This is a genomic window from Pseudomonas sp. GW821-FHT02B10 (genome assembly GCF_059421865.1).
Genome location: NZ_JBWKVU010000013.1, coordinates 184,906 through 199,891 on the forward strand (window position 1 = coordinate 184,906; position 14,986 = coordinate 199,891).

Genomic DNA, 14,986 nt, shown 5'->3' on the forward strand with positions numbered 1-14,986 from the left:
GGAGCCGGCGGCGCCTTCGCACGCCGGCCCTACACGGGAAATTGCACGCGCACCTCGAACCCATCGCAACGGCCACTGGCCGGTGATGCCAGGTGCAGTTCGCCGCCCACGCCGTGAACGATGCTCTGGGCAATCGCCAGCCCCAGGCCGGAGCCGCTGGCCTCGCTGTTGCCGCGGACAAAACGCTCGGTCAGGCGTTGCAGCACTGGCGGCGGCACCACCGGCCCGCCATTGACCACCCGCAGGCAACCATCGGCGCCAAGGCTGACGTCTACCGGCTGCAACGGATCGCCGTACTTCAGGGCGTTTTCGATCAAGTTGCGCAGCAGGATGCCAAAGGCGTCCGGGTCGATGGCAGTACACACCCGGGCCGTCTCCGGCAACTGCAGCCGGATGCGCGGCGCAGCGCCGCGATTCCACTCCTCCACACCGTGGGCCAGCAGCGGAATCAAGTCCTCGGGGGTTTCGGACAACAGCCCGCCGCCCTCGGCCTTGGCCAGCTGCATGAGTTTTTCCGAGAGCCGGGCCAGCTCCCGCAGGGCGTTCTCGATCTTCGCCGCCCGTAGCTGCAACGGCCCCTCCGGGGCTTCATGGCGCAGGCGCTGGATCTGCGCCAGGGTCGCCGCCAGGGGCGTGCGCAATTCATGGGCGCTGTTGGCGGTAAAGCTGCGCTCGGTTTCCAGGGCTTTGCGCAGGCGCTCCAGCAGATGGTTGACCGCTTCGGCCAGGGGATCGATTTCCGCCGGCAGGCGCGCCACCTTGATTGGTGACAGGTCGCCCACACCGCGGGCCTCCACTGCTCGCCGGTAGGCCAAGACGCTGCGCAGGCTGATGCGCACGAACAGCCAGGTGCCCAGCAGGCTGATGGGAATCAACCCGAGCAAGGGCACCAGCAAGGCGAACAGCGCCTCCCGGGAAGCTTCGCGGCGCTGGGCCAGGGGCTCGGCGATCTCGATGACGATCGAGTCGTTCTCGGCGCTGGCGCTGTACAAGCGGTATTTGCCCCGGGTGGTAAACCCCGGGCTGGGCCGGTGGCTGAAGATCTTCAGCTTGGCGTCGTGGGAGCGCATCAGAATCTGCCCCTCGGCGTCGCGCACCACGTAGGTCAGGTATTCGCTGTCCATCTTCAGGGTCGCCACATGTCGGGCTCGGCGCGGCCCGGAACGGTTGCCGATTTCCAGCGCGGCCAGGGGCAGGATGCGCTGGGCCGTGGCTTCCAGGGCGCTGTCGAAGGTTTCTTCCAACTCATGCTGGACCGCCAGCCAGGTGCCGGCGGTGGCCCCCAGCCAGAGTAGGGTCATGCCCAGGGTCAGCCCCAGGCTCAGGCGCTTTTGCAGGCTGGTCGGACGCTTCATGCGGGCATCAGCCGGTAGCCCATGCCGCGCACGGTTTCGATCAGTTCGCGCCCGAGTTTCTTGCGCAGCCGGCTGACGTAGACCTCGATGGTGTTGCTCTCGATTTCCGCGCCGAAGGCATACAGCCGCTCCTCCAGCTGGGACTTGGAGAGCAAGGCGCTGGGGCGCTGGACAAAGGCTTCGAACACCGCCCACTCACGGGCGGTGAGATCGATGATGGCGCCACCGCGCTGCACGGTGCGGGCGCTGATGTTCACCTGCAGCTCGCCGAGGCGGATCTGCGGGTTGGGATTGCCGCTGTAGCGCCGGGCCACCGCCGCGACCCGCGCCGAGAGCTCAAACAAGTCGAAGGGCTTGACCAGGTAATCATCGGCACCGGCGTTGAGCCCGGCGATGCGCTCGGAAATCTGGTCCTGGGCGGTGAGGATGATCACCGGCGTCACGTCTCCGGCACCGCGGCGCTGGCGCAGAAATTCCAGGCCGCGCCCGTCGGGCAGCATCAGGTCCAGCAGGATCAGGTCGTAGGCTGTGCTGGCGACACTGGCCCGGGCCTGCTCCAGGCGCTGCACCCAATCCACGGCGTGGCCATCGTCGGCAATCTGCTCGCGCACCGCTTCCCCGAGTACCGCCGCGTCCTCGACCAATAACACCCGCATGACGCCCTCCCCTGATCTGTGTGGTGACGCACCTTAACCGCCGAACCTGACGCCAACCTGAAGATTCAGCTGGCCATCAAAATCCTCATCAGGGTAGCCACACGCGCCCCCCGACAGCCGGAGCCAGATCATGAAAAGCCCATTCGCCCGGCCTCGAAGCTTTTTCAACGTCCTTCAGGTTGCTGTCAGCTAAGCGGCTCAGGCTGCAGCCACATCACTTGAAAAGGACACCCTCATGAACAAGCTTGTCGTCGCCAGTTGCCTCGCCGCGGTTCTGGCCTTGCCTGGGCTGGCCCAGGCCCGTGAAGTGACCCTGACCACCCGCCTGAAGGACTACAGCGGCAATAACGCTTACCTGGCGATCTACCTCACCGACGCCAATGGCACCTACCAGCAGACCCTGTGGGTCGCCGGCAAGAAGGCCAAGTACTACAAGCACCTGCCGGACTGGGCCCGGGGCAGCCGCATGGCCGCCGCCCAGTACGACGGCATCAGCGGTGCCAGCGTCGGCAGCGGCGAGACCCTGACCGTCAGCGCCGAGCTGGCGGACAGCCTGATCGACGCCGGGTATCAGATCCGCATCGACAGCGCCGTGGAGGACCAGCGCGATGTCCGCGCCGACGTGGTCCTGCCCCTGACACTCCAGGGCGCAGGCCAGCCGGCCAGCGGCAGCACCTACGTGCAATCCCTGCGCTACGACCTGTAATGCCCACGCCGTCAGGAGGCACAACCATGTTGCGCTCGTTGCACTCGATTCCCGGGCTGATCGCCGCCCTGCTGGTGATGCTGCTGGCCATCAGCGGCGCAACCCTGGCACTGAACCCGGCGCTGGAACGCCTGCATACCCCCCAACCGGCTGCGGCGCAAGTCTCGGTCGGGCAACTGGCCGGACGCATTGCCAGCCATCTGAGCGGGATCGAGCAGATCCGGCGCACGCCCTCGGGTTCGGTGATCGTCTACCACAGCCAGGACGGCCAGGCGCTGGCCAGCACGGTCGACCCGCTGACCGGCTCGGTGCTCGCGCCCTACTCCCCCTCGGCGTTTGCCCGTTGGGTCAAGGAACTGCACCGCTCGCTGTTTCTCGACACAACGGGCCACGCCGTATCGGCCCTGGGCGCCCTGGCGATGCTTTTGCTGGCGTGCTCCGGTGCCGTGTTGCTGGCCCGCCGCGTCGGCGGCTGGGGCAACCTGCTGCGGCCCTTGCGGGGCAGCTTCAGCCAGCGCTGGCACGCCGAGCTCGGACGCCTGACCACCCTGGGCCTGCTGCTGTCGGCCCTGAGCGGGTTGTACCTGTCGGCCGGCACCTTCGGCTTGATTGCCGACGGCAGCCAGGCCGACCCGGCCGTCCCCACCCTGCTCAGCGCCGGCCCGGCCTTGCCGGTGGCCAGCCTGCCGGCGTTGCAGGCCCTGGACCTGAATGACCTGCGCGAGCTGGTCTACCCCAGCCCTGGCAACCCCCAGGACCTGTACAGCCTGCGCACCACCGCCGGCGAGGGCTATGTCGACCAGGCCAGCGGCGCCCTGCTGTCCTTCCAGCCCTACGCCGGCGCGCATCAGGCCTATGAGCTCATCTACCGGCTGCACACTGGCGAAGGCCTGTGGTGGCTGGGCCTGCTGCTGGGGACCTGCGCCCTGGGCGTGCCGCTGATGAGCGTCACCGGCCTGTGGCTGTGGTGGCGTCGGCGCCAAGGCGCCACGCCGATCCACGACAACAGCACGGCCGCCAACGCTGACTGCGTGATTCTGGTGGGCAGCGAGAACAACAGCACCTGGGGCTTTGCCCACACCTTGCACCAGGCGCTGGTGATGGCCGGGATCAAGGTCCACAGCGCGCCGATGAACCAGTTGCAAAGCGATTACCCCAAGGCGCGCCACCTGCTGATCCTCACGGCCACTCACGGCGATGGCGATGCCCCGGCCTCGGCCACGGCTTTTCTCGCGCGCCTGGGGCAAAACCCGCCGGGGCCCGGGCTGCCATTTGCCGTGCTGGGTTTTGGCGACCGTCAGTTCCCACGCTTCTGCGGCTTCGCCGAACAAGTGCAGAACGCCCTGGCCGCCAGCGGTGCGCGCCCCCTGCTGCCCCTGGACTGCATCCATCGCCAGTGCGCCCAGGAGTTCCAGCGCTGGGGCCAGGCGCTGGGAGCGGCCCTGGGGCTGGGGCTGGACTTGCAGCACCACAGCCAAACCCCGCCCAGCCATGACCTGGAGCTGGTCGAGTCCGTGGCCTATGGCGCCCAGGTCCAGGCACCGACCCGGATCCTGCGCTTCAAGGCCCCGGCCGACGGCAGCGGCCAAGGCTTGCCCGAATTCCAGGCCGGCGACCTGGTGGGCATCCTGCCCCCCGGCACTGCGCAGCCGCGTTTCTACTCCCTGGCCAGCAGCAGTGCCGACGGGGTCCTGGAGATCTGCGTGCGCAAGCACCCTGGTGGCCTGTGCTCAGGCTTTCTCCATGACCTGCAAGCGGGAGCGCGGATCCAGGGCTTTATCCAGCCCAACCCGCAATTTCGTCCGGTCCAGGGCCCGCAACCGGTGATCCTGATCGGCGCCGGCACCGGGATCGGCCCCCTGGCGGGCTTTATCCGCGGCAACCGGGCCCGGCAACCGATGCACCTGTACTGGGGCGGGCGCCACCCGGCCTCGGACTTCCTCTACGAGCCGGAACTCAAGGGCTATCTGGCCGACCGACGCCTGACCGCCCTGCACGCGGCCTTCTCCCGGGTCCCGGCGCGCGGCTACGTGCAGGACCGGCTGCTCGCCGATGCCCTGGCGCTACGCCGGCTGGTGGAAAAAGGCGCCCAGGTGCTGGTCTGCGGCAGCCGGGACATGGCCAAGGGGGTGATCCAGGCCCTGGACGAAGTGCTGGCGCCGCTCAACCTCAGCGTACTGACCCTCAAGGCCCAAGGACGTTACCGTGAAGACATCTACTGAAACCGCCGGACTGCAACGCTACAGCCTCAACGGCCCGACCATGGGCAGCCGCTACACCGCGCTGTTCTATGCCGCCCCGGGATTCGCTACCCGAGACATCGCGGACCGCCTGGCCCAGGCGGTAGAACGGGTTGAACAACAGATGTCGAGCTGGAACCCCACGTCCGATCTCAACCGACTCAACTCGGCGCCCAGGCACCACTGGGTCAGCGTGCCCAGGGAACTGATGAACGTCATCACCACGGCGCTGCAGGTCAGCGAGCAATCCGCCGGGGCCTTCGAGATTGCCGTGGGCGAACTGGTCCAGGGCTGGGGCTTCGGCCCCACGGCCCGGACACTGGATCAACCGGCGCTGGCCGAGCTGGGCCGGCAGCGCCTCGCCCCCGCCAGCTACGGCCTGGAGCTGCAACCCCGGCGCCACCGCTTGCGCAAGCGGGCCAAGCTGCGCCTGGACCTCAATGGCATTGCCAAGGGTTTTGGCGTCGATGAACTGGCCCGCGCCCTGGAAGCTTCGGGCATCCGTGACTACCTGGTAGGGATCGACGGCGAAATGCGCGCCAGGGGCAGCAAGCCCGCCGGACAACCCTGGACCGTGGCCTTGGAGAAACCCCTGCGTGGGGTACGCCAAGTCATGGGGGTGATGGAGCTGGGCAATGCGGCCATTGCCACCTCCGGCGACTACCGGCGCTGGGTGGAGATCGCCGGGCAGTCCTATGCCCATACCCTCGACCCGGCCACCGGCGCGCCCCTGGACAACCGCCTGGCCTCGGTCAGTGTGGTGGCCGCCAACTGCATGCTGGCCGATGCCTGGGCCACCGCGCTGCTGGTGCTCGGCGAAGTCGAGGGACCGCGGTTGGCCCAGGAGCGCGGCATGGATGCCTTGTTCGTGATCCGCGACGGCGCGCAGTTGCGGGAAGTGTCTATCATGGGCGGACAGTTGCAGGCGCAGATCGAGACCCGCTGAAGCCGGTGTCTGTTGCCCCGATGAAACTCATGTACCGGCACTACGAACGGCACGCTAACGACCGCATCGGTTGGCCGCGAGCTTGGTGGTTGGCCCTTGCGGTGGGAGCCCAGCGTGGCGCCGTGGATCGGCGGCATGTCCCTGATGTTCCTCGCTGGCAAGGTGAGGCTGGAGGCGTAACCTTTGGCAATTTTTGCCAAGCGTGGACAAAACCATGAGCACCATGAACATTTCCATGCCGGAAGCCCTCAAGGCCTTTGTCGACGATCAGGTCAGCCAGCGGGGCTACAGCACCAGCAGCGAGTACGTCCGGGAGCTGATCCGCAAGGATCAGGATCGACAGTACCTGCGCGGCCTGCTGCTCGCAGGAGCTGAATCGGCGCCTGGCGCTCCTGTGGGCGATTGTTACTTCGACGCTCTACGCGCCAGGGTCCGCAAGGAATGAAGACACAGCAGGACATTCCGAGACCCTGGCCAATCAGGATGTAGAAGATGCTATCGATGACTACCTGGCTCAACAGGCCGAGCAGGCGACCTTGGGCTTCATCGACGACCTGCAAGCCGCCTATGCGCATATCGCCCGGCATCCGGCCTCAGGCCTTTCTCGCTACCCCCATGAGCTCGATTTGCCAGGGCTTCTCTACTGGCCATTGAGTCACTATCCCTATCTGGTGTTCTACGCCCGGCACGACGACCCCATTGACGCGTGGCGCGTCCTGCATGCCATGCGGGACATTCCCGCCTCGCTGACGCAAAGCCCCGCACACTGATCGACCAGCAGCATTCAATTACGCCGGCTTTGCCGGCTATCGCGAGCAATCGAGCGTCGACCGGCTGCTCCTACGGAGGCACGCCATGCGTAGCCCCTTACCAGGCGCCGTTTACCCCGCGGTGAAGAACTGCCGCCCATCGCGCTTGAGCAAATCCAAAAGCAGCTGGGCCGCCGGCGACAGGTAACCTTCGGTCCGCACCAGTACCACGATGCTGCGGTGCATGCGGGTTTGCGCCAGCGGCACTTCCCGCAGGTGGGCGATGCCCTTGAAGTCGTCCAGGGTTTCCCGGGCCAGGAAGCTCAGCAGCCCGGTCTTGGCGATCAGCCGCGGCAGCAGGGAAATGGTGTTGGTCTCGATCTGCACCGCCGGTAGTGGCAGCTGGTGGCTCTGGAACACATTGTCGATCCAGCGGCGGGCCGAGACCCCGGTTCCCGGCAGTACCCAACGGTAGTCGCACAGGTCTTGCAGGCGCATCGGCGTGTCGAACACCGGATGGTCGCGGCTGGCCACCACCACGGCCTGGTCTTCGAACAGGGTGTGATGGCTCAGGTGCGGGTCACCCTCGGACAGCGGGCAGATCACCATATCCAGGCGCCCCGAACGCAGGGATTCGCGGAGCACGTCGTCCTGGCCGATCACCAGGTTCAGAGTGATGCCCGGGGCGCGTTCCAGCAACGTTGCGGTCATCTGCGGCAGCAAGTGCTCGGCCATGCTGGCGGCACAGCCCAGGCGGATATTGCCGAGCACGCCACTGGCAAAATCGCGCACCTCGCGATGGGTCTCGGCGATGTTCTGCTGCAACTGCCGAGCGCGCTGTTGCAGCAACTGGCCCACCGCCGTCAGCTTGATCCGCCGCCCGTCACGCTCGAACAGCTTGGTGCCAAAGGACTCCTCCAGGCGCTGAATGCTCTTGGTCAGCGCCGGCTGGCTGCGATTGAGCTTCTGCGCCGCGCGCCCGAGGTGGCCGAGCTCGGCGATGGTTTCGAAATAGGTCAGGTCGCGCAGGTCCATAATCGATAAACCAGAGTTATTGGTTGATCACAATTAGAAACTGGACTTGATCAATTGCGCTATCAATAATTTGCTCCGAAGCGCTGGTAGCAACGGTCCCGCAACAGGAACGGCCAGCGCGCTGGAGAATGCCCTTGCCTCGTCCCTCGCCTTTGTCCCTGTCCGCCTGGCCCCTTGTCCTGCAATGGCTGGCGCTGCTGATCCTCGCCGGCAGCGCCGGGCAGTTGCTGAACCACTTCGAGGTGCCCGCCGGGCAGTTTCTCGGGCCGATGCTGGTGGCCATCGGTTTCGGCGTCAGCGGTGCCAGCATCCGCGTGCCGCGCCAGGCCTTTCGCCTCGGCCAGGGTTCGGTCGGGGTCCTGGCCGCCCACTCCATGACCATGGCCGTGCTGGCCTCGATGGCCCAGTCCTGGCATGTGATGCTGTTCGCCACCGTGCTCACCGTCTGCCTCAGTGCCCTGGTCGGCCTGGCGCTGGTACGCCTCGGCGGCCTGCCACCCAGCACTGCGGCCTGGGGCACCGCGCCGGGGGCGGCCTCGGCCATGGTCGCGATGGCCGACGACTTCGGCGCCGACTCGCGGGTGGTGGCCACCATGCAGTACGTGCGAGTGGTCTGCGTGGTGATGATCGGCGCCCTGGCCGGCCACTGGATCGGCGTCCCGGCCGGCGGCAGCCAGGCCCACAGCACCGAGGTGGTCCTGCAGACCTTCACCCTGCTCAACCTCGGCCTGACCCTGGGCACCATCGTGCTCGGCGTGCTGCTCGGCTCACGGGTGCCGGCCGGGGCCCTGCTGGTACCGCTGCTGATCGGCGGCGCCTTGCAGATCTCCGGGCTGCTGCACATCACCCTGCCCGGCTGGCTGCTGGCCCTGGCCTATGGCGCCATCGGCTGCTACATCGGCCTGCGCTTCGACCGGCCGACCGTGCGCTACGTCTGGACCCGCCTGCCGGCGATGATCTTCGGCGCGGTGCTGCTGATCGCCCTCTGCGCGCTGTCGGCCTGGCTGCTGGCGCACTGGCTGGACAAGGATTTCCTCTCGGTCTACCTCGCCACCAGCCCCGGCGGCCTGGACGCCATGACGATCATCGCGGTGGACACCCACTCCGACGTCGGCCTGGTGCTGGCCATGCAGACCCTGCGGCTGTTCGCGGTGATCGTCAGCGGCGCTTTTTTCGCCCGGCTGATCATCAAGTGGTCGCGCTGAACCTGGAGCCGCGCGTCTTTAAACACTCTGAAATAGTAAATCCAAGCGCTATCCGCCCTTCCCTGGCTCCGCCGCCAGGCGCCTGAATACGGGCTTCAAGCCACCGTCCTGCAGCACCCCGGGCCGTTTCGCCAGCGACCCGGGAGCTTATTTCCTTCTCGAATAAGAAACGTCTTGCCGCCGGCTGTTGTTACCATGGCGCACATTTGCGTGAAGATTTAATGACTGGCAGGTTTTTCGTGAATTTCATCCGGCGTGTTTTCCATCATCCCCTGGCCCCCCTCGGCGCACTGCTGAGCCTGGTGCTGCTCGTGCCCCTGGTGGCGCGCGCGCTGCTCGGCTGGTCCGATCCCCTGGGCTATCTCTCCGACCTGGGCACCGCGGGCCTGTTGACCCTGCTGCTGTACCGCCGGCCCTGGTGGCTGGCCCTGCCGGTGCTGCTGGTGTGGAGCCTGCTGAGCATTGCCAGCGCCGAGCTGGTCAGCGCCGTGGGCCGCCTGCCCAATGCCTCCGACCTGCATTACCTGTTCGACCCGCAGTTCGTCGGCAACTCCACCGGTGGCGGCCTGGCTCATCCCTGGCTGGCGGCGGCGCTGCTGTCCGGGCTGGCGTTGTGGCTGGGCGTGCAATGGGCGGCCCGCGGCACCCGCGCCCCGCGCTTGCCGCGCCATGCCTGGACCGCCCCGGCGCTGCTGTGGCTGGCCCATGGCGGCGTGCAATACCTGAACCCCAGCGAAGCCGATCAATGGCGCCTGTTCAACCTGCCGCACCAGTTGCTCGCGGCCGCCGCCGGCCAGGGCCAGGTGCAGCTGGAACAATGGCTGGAAGGCGATGTGCCCGAGCTGCCGGTGCAGATGGCCGGCCTGACCCAGCTCGACCTCGACGGCGAGCCGCTGCTGGCCGCCCCGGGCCAGGCGCGCAACGTGCTGGTGATCACCCTGGAAGGCATACCCGGGGCCTATATCAAGACCAACCGCGAGGCCCTGCACAGCCGCTACCAGGACAACCTGATGCCCAAGCTCAGCGCCTGGGCCGAACGCGGCATGAACACCCCGGACTACGTATTGCACAGCCACCAGACCATCCGCGGCCTGTACGCCATGCTCTGCGGCGACTACGACAAACTCGACAACGGTACGCCCAAGGGCATCGAGCTGCTGACCCAGAGCCAGCGTAACCAGGCCTGCCTGCCGGCGCAGTTGCGCAAGCAGGGTTTCAACACCCATTACCTGCAAGGCGCCGGCCTGCGCTTCATGGCCAAAGACAAGATCATGCCGCACATCGGCTTCGACTCGACCCACGGCCTGGAGTGGTTCAGCAACGCCAACTACCTGGACTTCCCCTGGGGCAAGGACGACAAGGCTTTCTTCGAAGGCGCGCTGGACTATGTCGGCCAGCTGAAAAAACAGAAGCAGCCGTGGATGCTCACCCTGCTGACCGTCGGCACCCACCAGCCCTACTCCGCGCCGGAGGACTACCTCAACCGCTTCGACACACCCAAGCAGGCCGCGGTGGCCTACCTGGACGATGCCATCGGTGAGTTCATGGACCAGCTGGAGCGCCAGGGCGTGCTCAAGGACACCCTGGTGGTGATCACCTCGGACGAGTCCCACGGCATCGATGGCGTACGCCTGGCCTCGTCCTGGGGTTTCAACCTGATGCTCGCCCCGGAGCAGGCGCAGTTGCCCAAACTCAAGTCCGGGACCTACGGCCATGTCGACCTGAGCGCCTCGGTGCTCGACTACTTCGGCTTCCAGGTGCCGGAGAGCCTCAGCGGTCGCTCGCTATTTCGCGACTACGCCCTGGGCCGGGAGATCATGTCCTACACCAACGGCAAGCTGCGTTATCACGATGGCCAGGGCACCCTGACCGAGTGCGATTTCCAGCAGCGCTGCCGCTACTACTCAAGCACCGGCTTCATCGCCGACAGCGCCACCTTCAAGGGCCAGTACGGCGGCCTGCGGGCGCGCCAGATCAGCGCCCGGGCTGAAGGCCTGGACCGCACCCTGCTGCAATCGCCGCTGAACCTGCGCTACCAGTTCGGCAGCCCGGCGATCATCCCGCTGCAGGCGCAGATCAAGGATGACTGGGCCGACAACCTGATCGGCGCGCAGTACCTGGAAATGCCCAAGGGCTCGCTGACCCGCGTGCGCTTCACCGTGCGCTCGGCCGACCCACAGCAGAACGCCTACATCCTGCTCAAGGGCAAGGAGCGCGAGCAGGACGTGGCCCTGGGCCTGCCGGAAGAGATGCTGGTCACCCCCGACCAGCCGCTGGAAATGGACTTCAGCTTCGCCAACCCGGAATCGCGCAAGGCCTTCTCCTTCCACCTGCTGGGCTACGGCCTGGGCGCGGTGGAAGTCAGTGACTTCAGCGTGATCACCGAACTGCCGGGGCAAGAGCAAGACAGCGAAGAACCCCAGGACGACAACCCGCACGCCTCCTGAGTCGCCTCCCCGGGACGCTGGGCGGCAGCACGACCGTCCAGTTCCCGCGCCCTTGTCTAAACTCCTGGTCAGGCACAAGGTATGGCCTCGCTGCGGTCCGCAGCGCCACCGCCGGAGTACGAGGACGCACATGACCGACACCCTGGACACCCCTCTGGAGCAGCTGCAGCGACTGATGGCCGAGCGCCCCTTCATGGTCCTCACGGGCGCCGGCATCAGCACCCCTTCGGGGATTCCCGACTACCGCGACAACGACGGCGTGCGGCGCGGCCAGCAACCGATGATGTACCAGGAGTTCCTGGCCGAACCCAAGGCCCGGCGCCGCTACTGGGCGCGGGCCATGCTCGGCTGGCCGCGGATCCGCCAGGCCCGGCCGAACGCGGCCCACGAGGCCCTGGCGCATTTACAGGCGCGGCAGAAAATCGCCGGCTTGATCACCCAGAACGTCGACACCCTGCACGACCAGGCCGGCAGCCGCGACGTGATCGAACTGCACGGCAACCTGCACCGGGTGGTCTGCCTGGATTGCCGCCAACGCAGCGATCGACAGGCGATCCAGCAATTGCTGGAACTGCACAATCCCTACCTGGCCGGCGTCGACGCGGTGCAGGCGCCCGACGGCGACACCCTGCTCGACCCGGTGTTCGAAGAACGTTTCCAGGTGCCCCGCTGCCCTCATTGCGCTGGCGAGCGGCTGAAACCGGATGTGGTGTTCTTCGGCGAAAACATGGCCCAGGCCACCGCGGCCAAGGCCCTGCACAGCATCGAGCAGGCCGCCGGCCTGCTGGTGGTGGGCTCGTCGCTGATGGCCTATTCGGCCTTTCGCCTGTGCAAGGTCATGGCCGACCAGGGCAAGCCGCTGATCGCCATCAACTTCGGCAAGACCCGCGCCGACGAGCTGCTGGACCTGAAGATCGCCGCCTCCTGCGAGCAACTGTTGCCGCTGCTGGCCGAGCGCCTGACCTCCTAGGCAACCCCCGACAGGCGCTCGGCCAGACCGGCCCCGCGCAGAATGTCGAACAGCGCCTGGGCCGCGCTGGACAGTTCATGCCCGGGGTTGGTCAGCACGCCGATGGCGCGTTCCACCACCGGGTCGCGCAGGGTGATGCAGCGCGCGCCCAGCTCGCGCATCTGTCCGGCGCACAGGGCCGGCACCGCGCTCACACCGAGGCCGCTGGCGACCATGCGCCCCACCGTCGCCAGTTGATGGCTTTCGAATTCCACCGGCAGTTTCATCTCCCGTGCCCGCAGGTGCTCTTCAAGCATCACCCGCACCGTGGACGGCCGTTGCAGGGTAATGAAGGGCTGTTCCAGCAGCGATTGCCAGTCGATGTCCTTCAGGTCGGCCAGGGGGGAATCGCTGGGCACCACGGCGACGAAGCGGTCGATGTACAGCGGGGTGAATTGCAGCGACGCACTTTGCTGCGGCTCGAAGGCCACCCCCAATTCCACCTGGCGGTCGCGGACCATCTCCAGTACCTGCTCGTTGATCACGTCGTTGACCGTGACGTTGACCTGCGGGTAACGCGCGCGAAAGGTCTTGAGAATCGGCGGCAGCAGGTTGCCGGCAAAGGACGGCATGGCCGCCAGGGTCACCCGCCCGCGCTGCAGGGTGAAGCGCTGACGCAGTTCGTCCTCGGCGTTGTCCCAGTCGGCGATCAGACGCCGCGCCAGGGGCACCAGCGCCTCGCCTTCCGGGGTCAGGGCGACATTGCGTGTATTGCGGCTGAACAGGCGCCCGCCGAGGCCGTCCTCCAGAGCCTTGATGGTCAGGCTCAGGGCCGACTGCGACAGGTGCAGGCGCTCGCAGGCCACGGCGAAACTCAGGCTCTGGGCCACCGCCAGGAAGGCGCGGATCTGTTTGACGGTCATGCTCTGCCCTCGGGATCGACTGTTGAGTTTTATCTATCAATCAACCTTAAAAATCAACTTAACAAATCAATCCCCTGGCGCAACACTGCGGCTCACTCTCTTCATACGGCCAGCCAGCCGGCTGGCAACGCAAACACCAATAACAAGAGGATGTGCAGATGGCAGGTTTCGACAAGCGCGTAGCGTCCTACGAGGAAGCCCTCGAAGGTCTCAAGGACGGCATGACCGTGATCTCCGGCGGCTTCGGCCTGTGCGGCATTCCGGAAAACCTGATCGCCGAGATCAAGCGTCGCGGCACCCGCGACCTGACCGTGGTCTCCAACAACTGCGGCGTCGACGGCTTCGGCCTCGGCGTGCTCCTGGAAGACCGGCAGATCAGCAAGGTGGTGGCCTCCTACGTCGGTGAAAACGCCCTGTTCGAGAAGCAACTGCTGAGCGGCGAAATCGAAGTGGTGCTGACCCCGCAAGGCACCCTGGCCGAGAAAATGCGCGCCGGTGGCGCCGGCATCCCGGCCTTCTTCACCGCCACCGGCGTCGGCACCCCGGTCGCCGACGGCAAGGAAACCCGTGAATTCAATGGCCGCGCCTACCTGATGGAAGAGTCCATCACCGGCGACTTCGCCATCGTCAAAGGCTGGAAAGCCGACCACTTCGGCAACGTGGTCTACCGCCACACCGCGCAGAACTTCAACCCGCTGGCCGCCACCGCCGGCAAGATCACCGTGGTCGAGGTCGAAGAGATCGTCGAGCCGGGCGAGCTGGACCCGACGCAGATCCACACCCCCGGCATCTACGTCGACCGGATCATTTGCGGCACGTTCGAAAAACGCATCGAACAGCGCACCGTGCGCAAGTAATCGCCCGCCCAACGACTGACGGAGAATAAAAAATGGCTCTTACCCGCGAACAAATGGCTCAACGCGTCGCCCGCGAACTGCAGGACGGCTTCTACGTGAACCTCGGCATCGGCATCCCGACCCTGGTGGCCAACTACATCCCCGACGGCATGGAAGTGATGCTGCAATCGGAAAACGGCCTGCTCGGCATGGGCGCCTTCCCCACCGACGACGAAGTCGACGCGGACATGATCAACGCCGGCAAGCAGACCGTCACCGCGCGCATCGGCGCGTCGATTTTCTCTTCCGCCGAATCCTTCGCGATGATCCGTGGCGGCCATATCGACCTCACCGTGCTCGGCGCCTTCGAGGTCGACGTGCAGGGCAACATCGCCTCGTGGATGATCCCCGGCAAGCTGGTCAAGGGCATGGGCGGCGCCATGGACCTGGTGGCCGGCGCGGACAACATCATCGTCACCATGACCCACGCCTCGAAAGACGGCGAGTCGAAACTGCTGTCGCGCTGCAGCCTGCCGCTGACCGGCGCCAACTGCATCAAGCGCGTGCTGACCGACCTGGCTTACCTGGAGATCGAGAACGGCGCGTTCATCCTCAAGGAGCGCGCCCCGGGCGTGAGCGTCGAGGAAATCGTCGGCAAGACCGCCGGCAAGCTGATCGTGCCGGCCCACGTGCCTGAAATGCAGTTCGCCTGAGGAGCAACCAGACCATGCAAGACGTCGTAATCGTTGCCGCCACCCGCACCGCGGTCGGCAGTTTCCAGGGTTCGCTGGCAACCATTCCCGCGGTCGACCTGGGGGCCGCGGTGATCCGCCAGTTGCTGGCCCAGACCGGCCTGGACGGTGCCCAGGTCGATGAAGTGATCATGGGCCAGGTGCTCACCGCCGGCGCCGGGCAGAACCCCGCGCGCCAGGCCGCGAT

General features: G+C 66.5%; 15 protein-coding genes. 11 read left to right on the top strand and 4 right to left on the bottom strand.

What is annotated here, in order from left to right:
• Positions 1-29: 29 nt before the first annotated feature.
• On the bottom strand, positions 30-1,355 hold the full coding sequence (locus AC07VU_RS24795; RefSeq protein ID WP_495030663.1) for an ATP-binding protein: 1,326 nt from the start codon (positions 1,353-1,355) through the stop codon (positions 30-32).
• A complete protein-coding gene (locus AC07VU_RS24800) occupies positions 1,352-2,011 on the bottom strand; it encodes a response regulator transcription factor (RefSeq protein ID WP_053260548.1) in 660 nt (219 codons plus the stop codon). The genes AC07VU_RS24795 and AC07VU_RS24800 overlap by 4 nt, the downstream gene beginning before the upstream one ends.
• 235 nt (positions 2,012-2,246) lie before the next feature.
• Here AC07VU_RS24800 and AC07VU_RS24805 point away from each other — a divergent pair, with 235 nt between their 5' ends.
• The 5 genes from AC07VU_RS24805 to AC07VU_RS24825 all read left to right on the top strand — a co-directional run bounded on the left by AC07VU_RS24805 (position 2,247) and on the right by AC07VU_RS24825 (position 6,673).
• The gene (locus AC07VU_RS24805) at positions 2,247-2,717 is read left to right on the top strand and encodes a DUF2271 domain-containing protein (RefSeq protein WP_274306353.1); all 471 of its coding nucleotides are present in this window, start codon (positions 2,247-2,249) and stop codon (positions 2,715-2,717) included.
• 26 nt (positions 2,718-2,743) lie between these two features.
• Positions 2,744-4,939, top strand: coding sequence for a PepSY domain-containing protein (locus AC07VU_RS24810; protein ID WP_495030664.1), 2,196 nt, complete (start codon positions 2,744-2,746; stop codon positions 4,937-4,939).
• The gene (locus AC07VU_RS24815) at positions 4,923-5,903 is read left to right on the top strand and encodes an FAD:protein FMN transferase (RefSeq protein WP_495030665.1); all 981 of its coding nucleotides are present in this window, start codon (positions 4,923-4,925) and stop codon (positions 5,901-5,903) included. Before AC07VU_RS24810 ends, AC07VU_RS24815 begins: the two co-directional genes overlap by 17 nt.
• A 214-nt stretch (positions 5,904-6,117) precedes the next feature.
• Positions 6,118-6,348, top strand: a complete 231-nt coding sequence (locus AC07VU_RS24820; protein WP_053260615.1) for a ribbon-helix-helix domain-containing protein — start codon at positions 6,118-6,120, stop codon at positions 6,346-6,348.
• 64 nt (positions 6,349-6,412) lie between these two features.
• The gene (locus AC07VU_RS24825; RefSeq protein ID WP_495030672.1) at positions 6,413-6,673 is read left to right on the top strand and encodes a type II toxin-antitoxin system RelE/ParE family toxin; all 261 of its coding nucleotides are present in this window, start codon (positions 6,413-6,415) and stop codon (positions 6,671-6,673) included.
• 111 nt (positions 6,674-6,784) lie between these two features.
• Here the strand turns inward: AC07VU_RS24825 and AC07VU_RS24830 are convergent, their stop codons facing one another.
• Positions 6,785-7,687 carry a LysR family transcriptional regulator gene (locus tag AC07VU_RS24830; protein WP_277588387.1) on the bottom strand — a complete coding sequence of 301 codons (903 nt, stop codon included), beginning with the start codon at positions 7,685-7,687 and terminating at the stop codon, positions 6,785-6,787.
• A gap of 128 nt (positions 7,688-7,815) precedes the next feature.
• On the opposite strand from AC07VU_RS24830, the gene AC07VU_RS24835 reads away from it, so the two are divergent.
• From AC07VU_RS24835 to AC07VU_RS24845, 3 genes are all read left to right on the top strand, one after another.
• Positions 7,816-8,892: an AbrB family transcriptional regulator gene (locus AC07VU_RS24835; protein ID WP_495030666.1), complete on the top strand. Its 1,077-nt coding sequence runs from the start codon at positions 7,816-7,818 to the stop codon at positions 8,890-8,892.
• Positions 8,893-9,113: 221 nt separating this feature from the next.
• A complete protein-coding gene (locus AC07VU_RS24840; protein ID WP_274306350.1) occupies positions 9,114-11,339 on the top strand; it encodes an LTA synthase family protein in 2,226 nt (741 codons plus the stop codon).
• 130 nt (positions 11,340-11,469) lie between these two features.
• Positions 11,470-12,309, top strand: coding sequence for an NAD-dependent protein deacetylase (locus AC07VU_RS24845; protein WP_274306349.1), 840 nt, complete (start codon positions 11,470-11,472; stop codon positions 12,307-12,309).
• Here the strand turns inward: AC07VU_RS24845 and AC07VU_RS24850 are convergent.
• The gene (locus tag AC07VU_RS24850; protein ID WP_101337456.1) at positions 12,306-13,211 is read right to left on the bottom strand and encodes a LysR family transcriptional regulator; all 906 of its coding nucleotides are present in this window, start codon (positions 13,209-13,211) and stop codon (positions 12,306-12,308) included. The genes AC07VU_RS24845 and AC07VU_RS24850 overlap by 4 nt on opposite strands.
• 158 nt (positions 13,212-13,369) lie before the next feature.
• Here AC07VU_RS24850 and AC07VU_RS24855 point away from each other — a divergent pair, with 158 nt between their 5' ends.
• The 3 genes from AC07VU_RS24855 to AC07VU_RS24865 all read left to right on the top strand — a co-directional run.
• Complete coding sequence (locus AC07VU_RS24855; RefSeq protein ID WP_007920583.1) at positions 13,370-14,068, top strand: CoA transferase subunit A; 699 nt, start codon at positions 13,370-13,372, stop codon at positions 14,066-14,068.
• Between the two features lie 32 nt (positions 14,069-14,100).
• Entirely contained in the window at positions 14,101-14,760 is a 660-nt protein-coding gene (locus AC07VU_RS24860; protein WP_009043191.1) for a CoA transferase subunit B, read from the top strand.
• 14 nt (positions 14,761-14,774) lie between these two features.
• On the top strand, positions 14,775-14,986 hold a 212-nt coding region (locus tag AC07VU_RS24865; RefSeq protein ID WP_495030667.1), incomplete at its 3' end, for a thiolase family protein.

What these genes read in the sequence shown, in the direction of transcription:
- AC07VU_RS24795 (WP_495030663.1), bottom strand. Translation starts at nt 1,355, where the DNA reads ATGAAGCGTCCGACCAGCCTGCAAAAGCGCCTGAGCCTGGGGCTGACC.
- AC07VU_RS24800 (WP_053260548.1), bottom strand. Translation starts at nt 2,011, where the DNA reads ATGCGGGTGTTATTGGTCGAGGACGCGGCGGTACTCGGGGAAGCGGTG.
- AC07VU_RS24805 (WP_274306353.1), top strand. Translation starts at nt 2,247, where the DNA reads ATGAACAAGCTTGTCGTCGCCAGTTGCCTCGCCGCGGTTCTGGCCTTG.
- AC07VU_RS24810 (WP_495030664.1), top strand. Translation starts at nt 2,744, where the DNA reads ATGTTGCGCTCGTTGCACTCGATTCCCGGGCTGATCGCCGCCCTGCTG.
- AC07VU_RS24820 (WP_053260615.1), top strand. Translation starts at nt 6,118, where the DNA reads ATGAGCACCATGAACATTTCCATGCCGGAAGCCCTCAAGGCCTTTGTC.
- AC07VU_RS24830 (WP_277588387.1), bottom strand. Translation starts at nt 7,687, where the DNA reads ATGGACCTGCGCGACCTGACCTATTTCGAAACCATCGCCGAGCTCGGC.
- AC07VU_RS24835 (WP_495030666.1), top strand. Translation starts at nt 7,816, where the DNA reads ATGCCCTTGCCTCGTCCCTCGCCTTTGTCCCTGTCCGCCTGGCCCCTT.
- AC07VU_RS24840 (WP_274306350.1), top strand. Translation starts at nt 9,114, where the DNA reads ATGACTGGCAGGTTTTTCGTGAATTTCATCCGGCGTGTTTTCCATCAT.
- AC07VU_RS24845 (WP_274306349.1), top strand. Translation starts at nt 11,470, where the DNA reads ATGACCGACACCCTGGACACCCCTCTGGAGCAGCTGCAGCGACTGATG.
- AC07VU_RS24850 (WP_101337456.1), bottom strand. Translation starts at nt 13,211, where the DNA reads ATGACCGTCAAACAGATCCGCGCCTTCCTGGCGGTGGCCCAGAGCCTG.
- AC07VU_RS24855 (WP_007920583.1), top strand. Translation starts at nt 13,370, where the DNA reads ATGGCAGGTTTCGACAAGCGCGTAGCGTCCTACGAGGAAGCCCTCGAA.
- AC07VU_RS24860 (WP_009043191.1), top strand. Translation starts at nt 14,101, where the DNA reads ATGGCTCTTACCCGCGAACAAATGGCTCAACGCGTCGCCCGCGAACTG.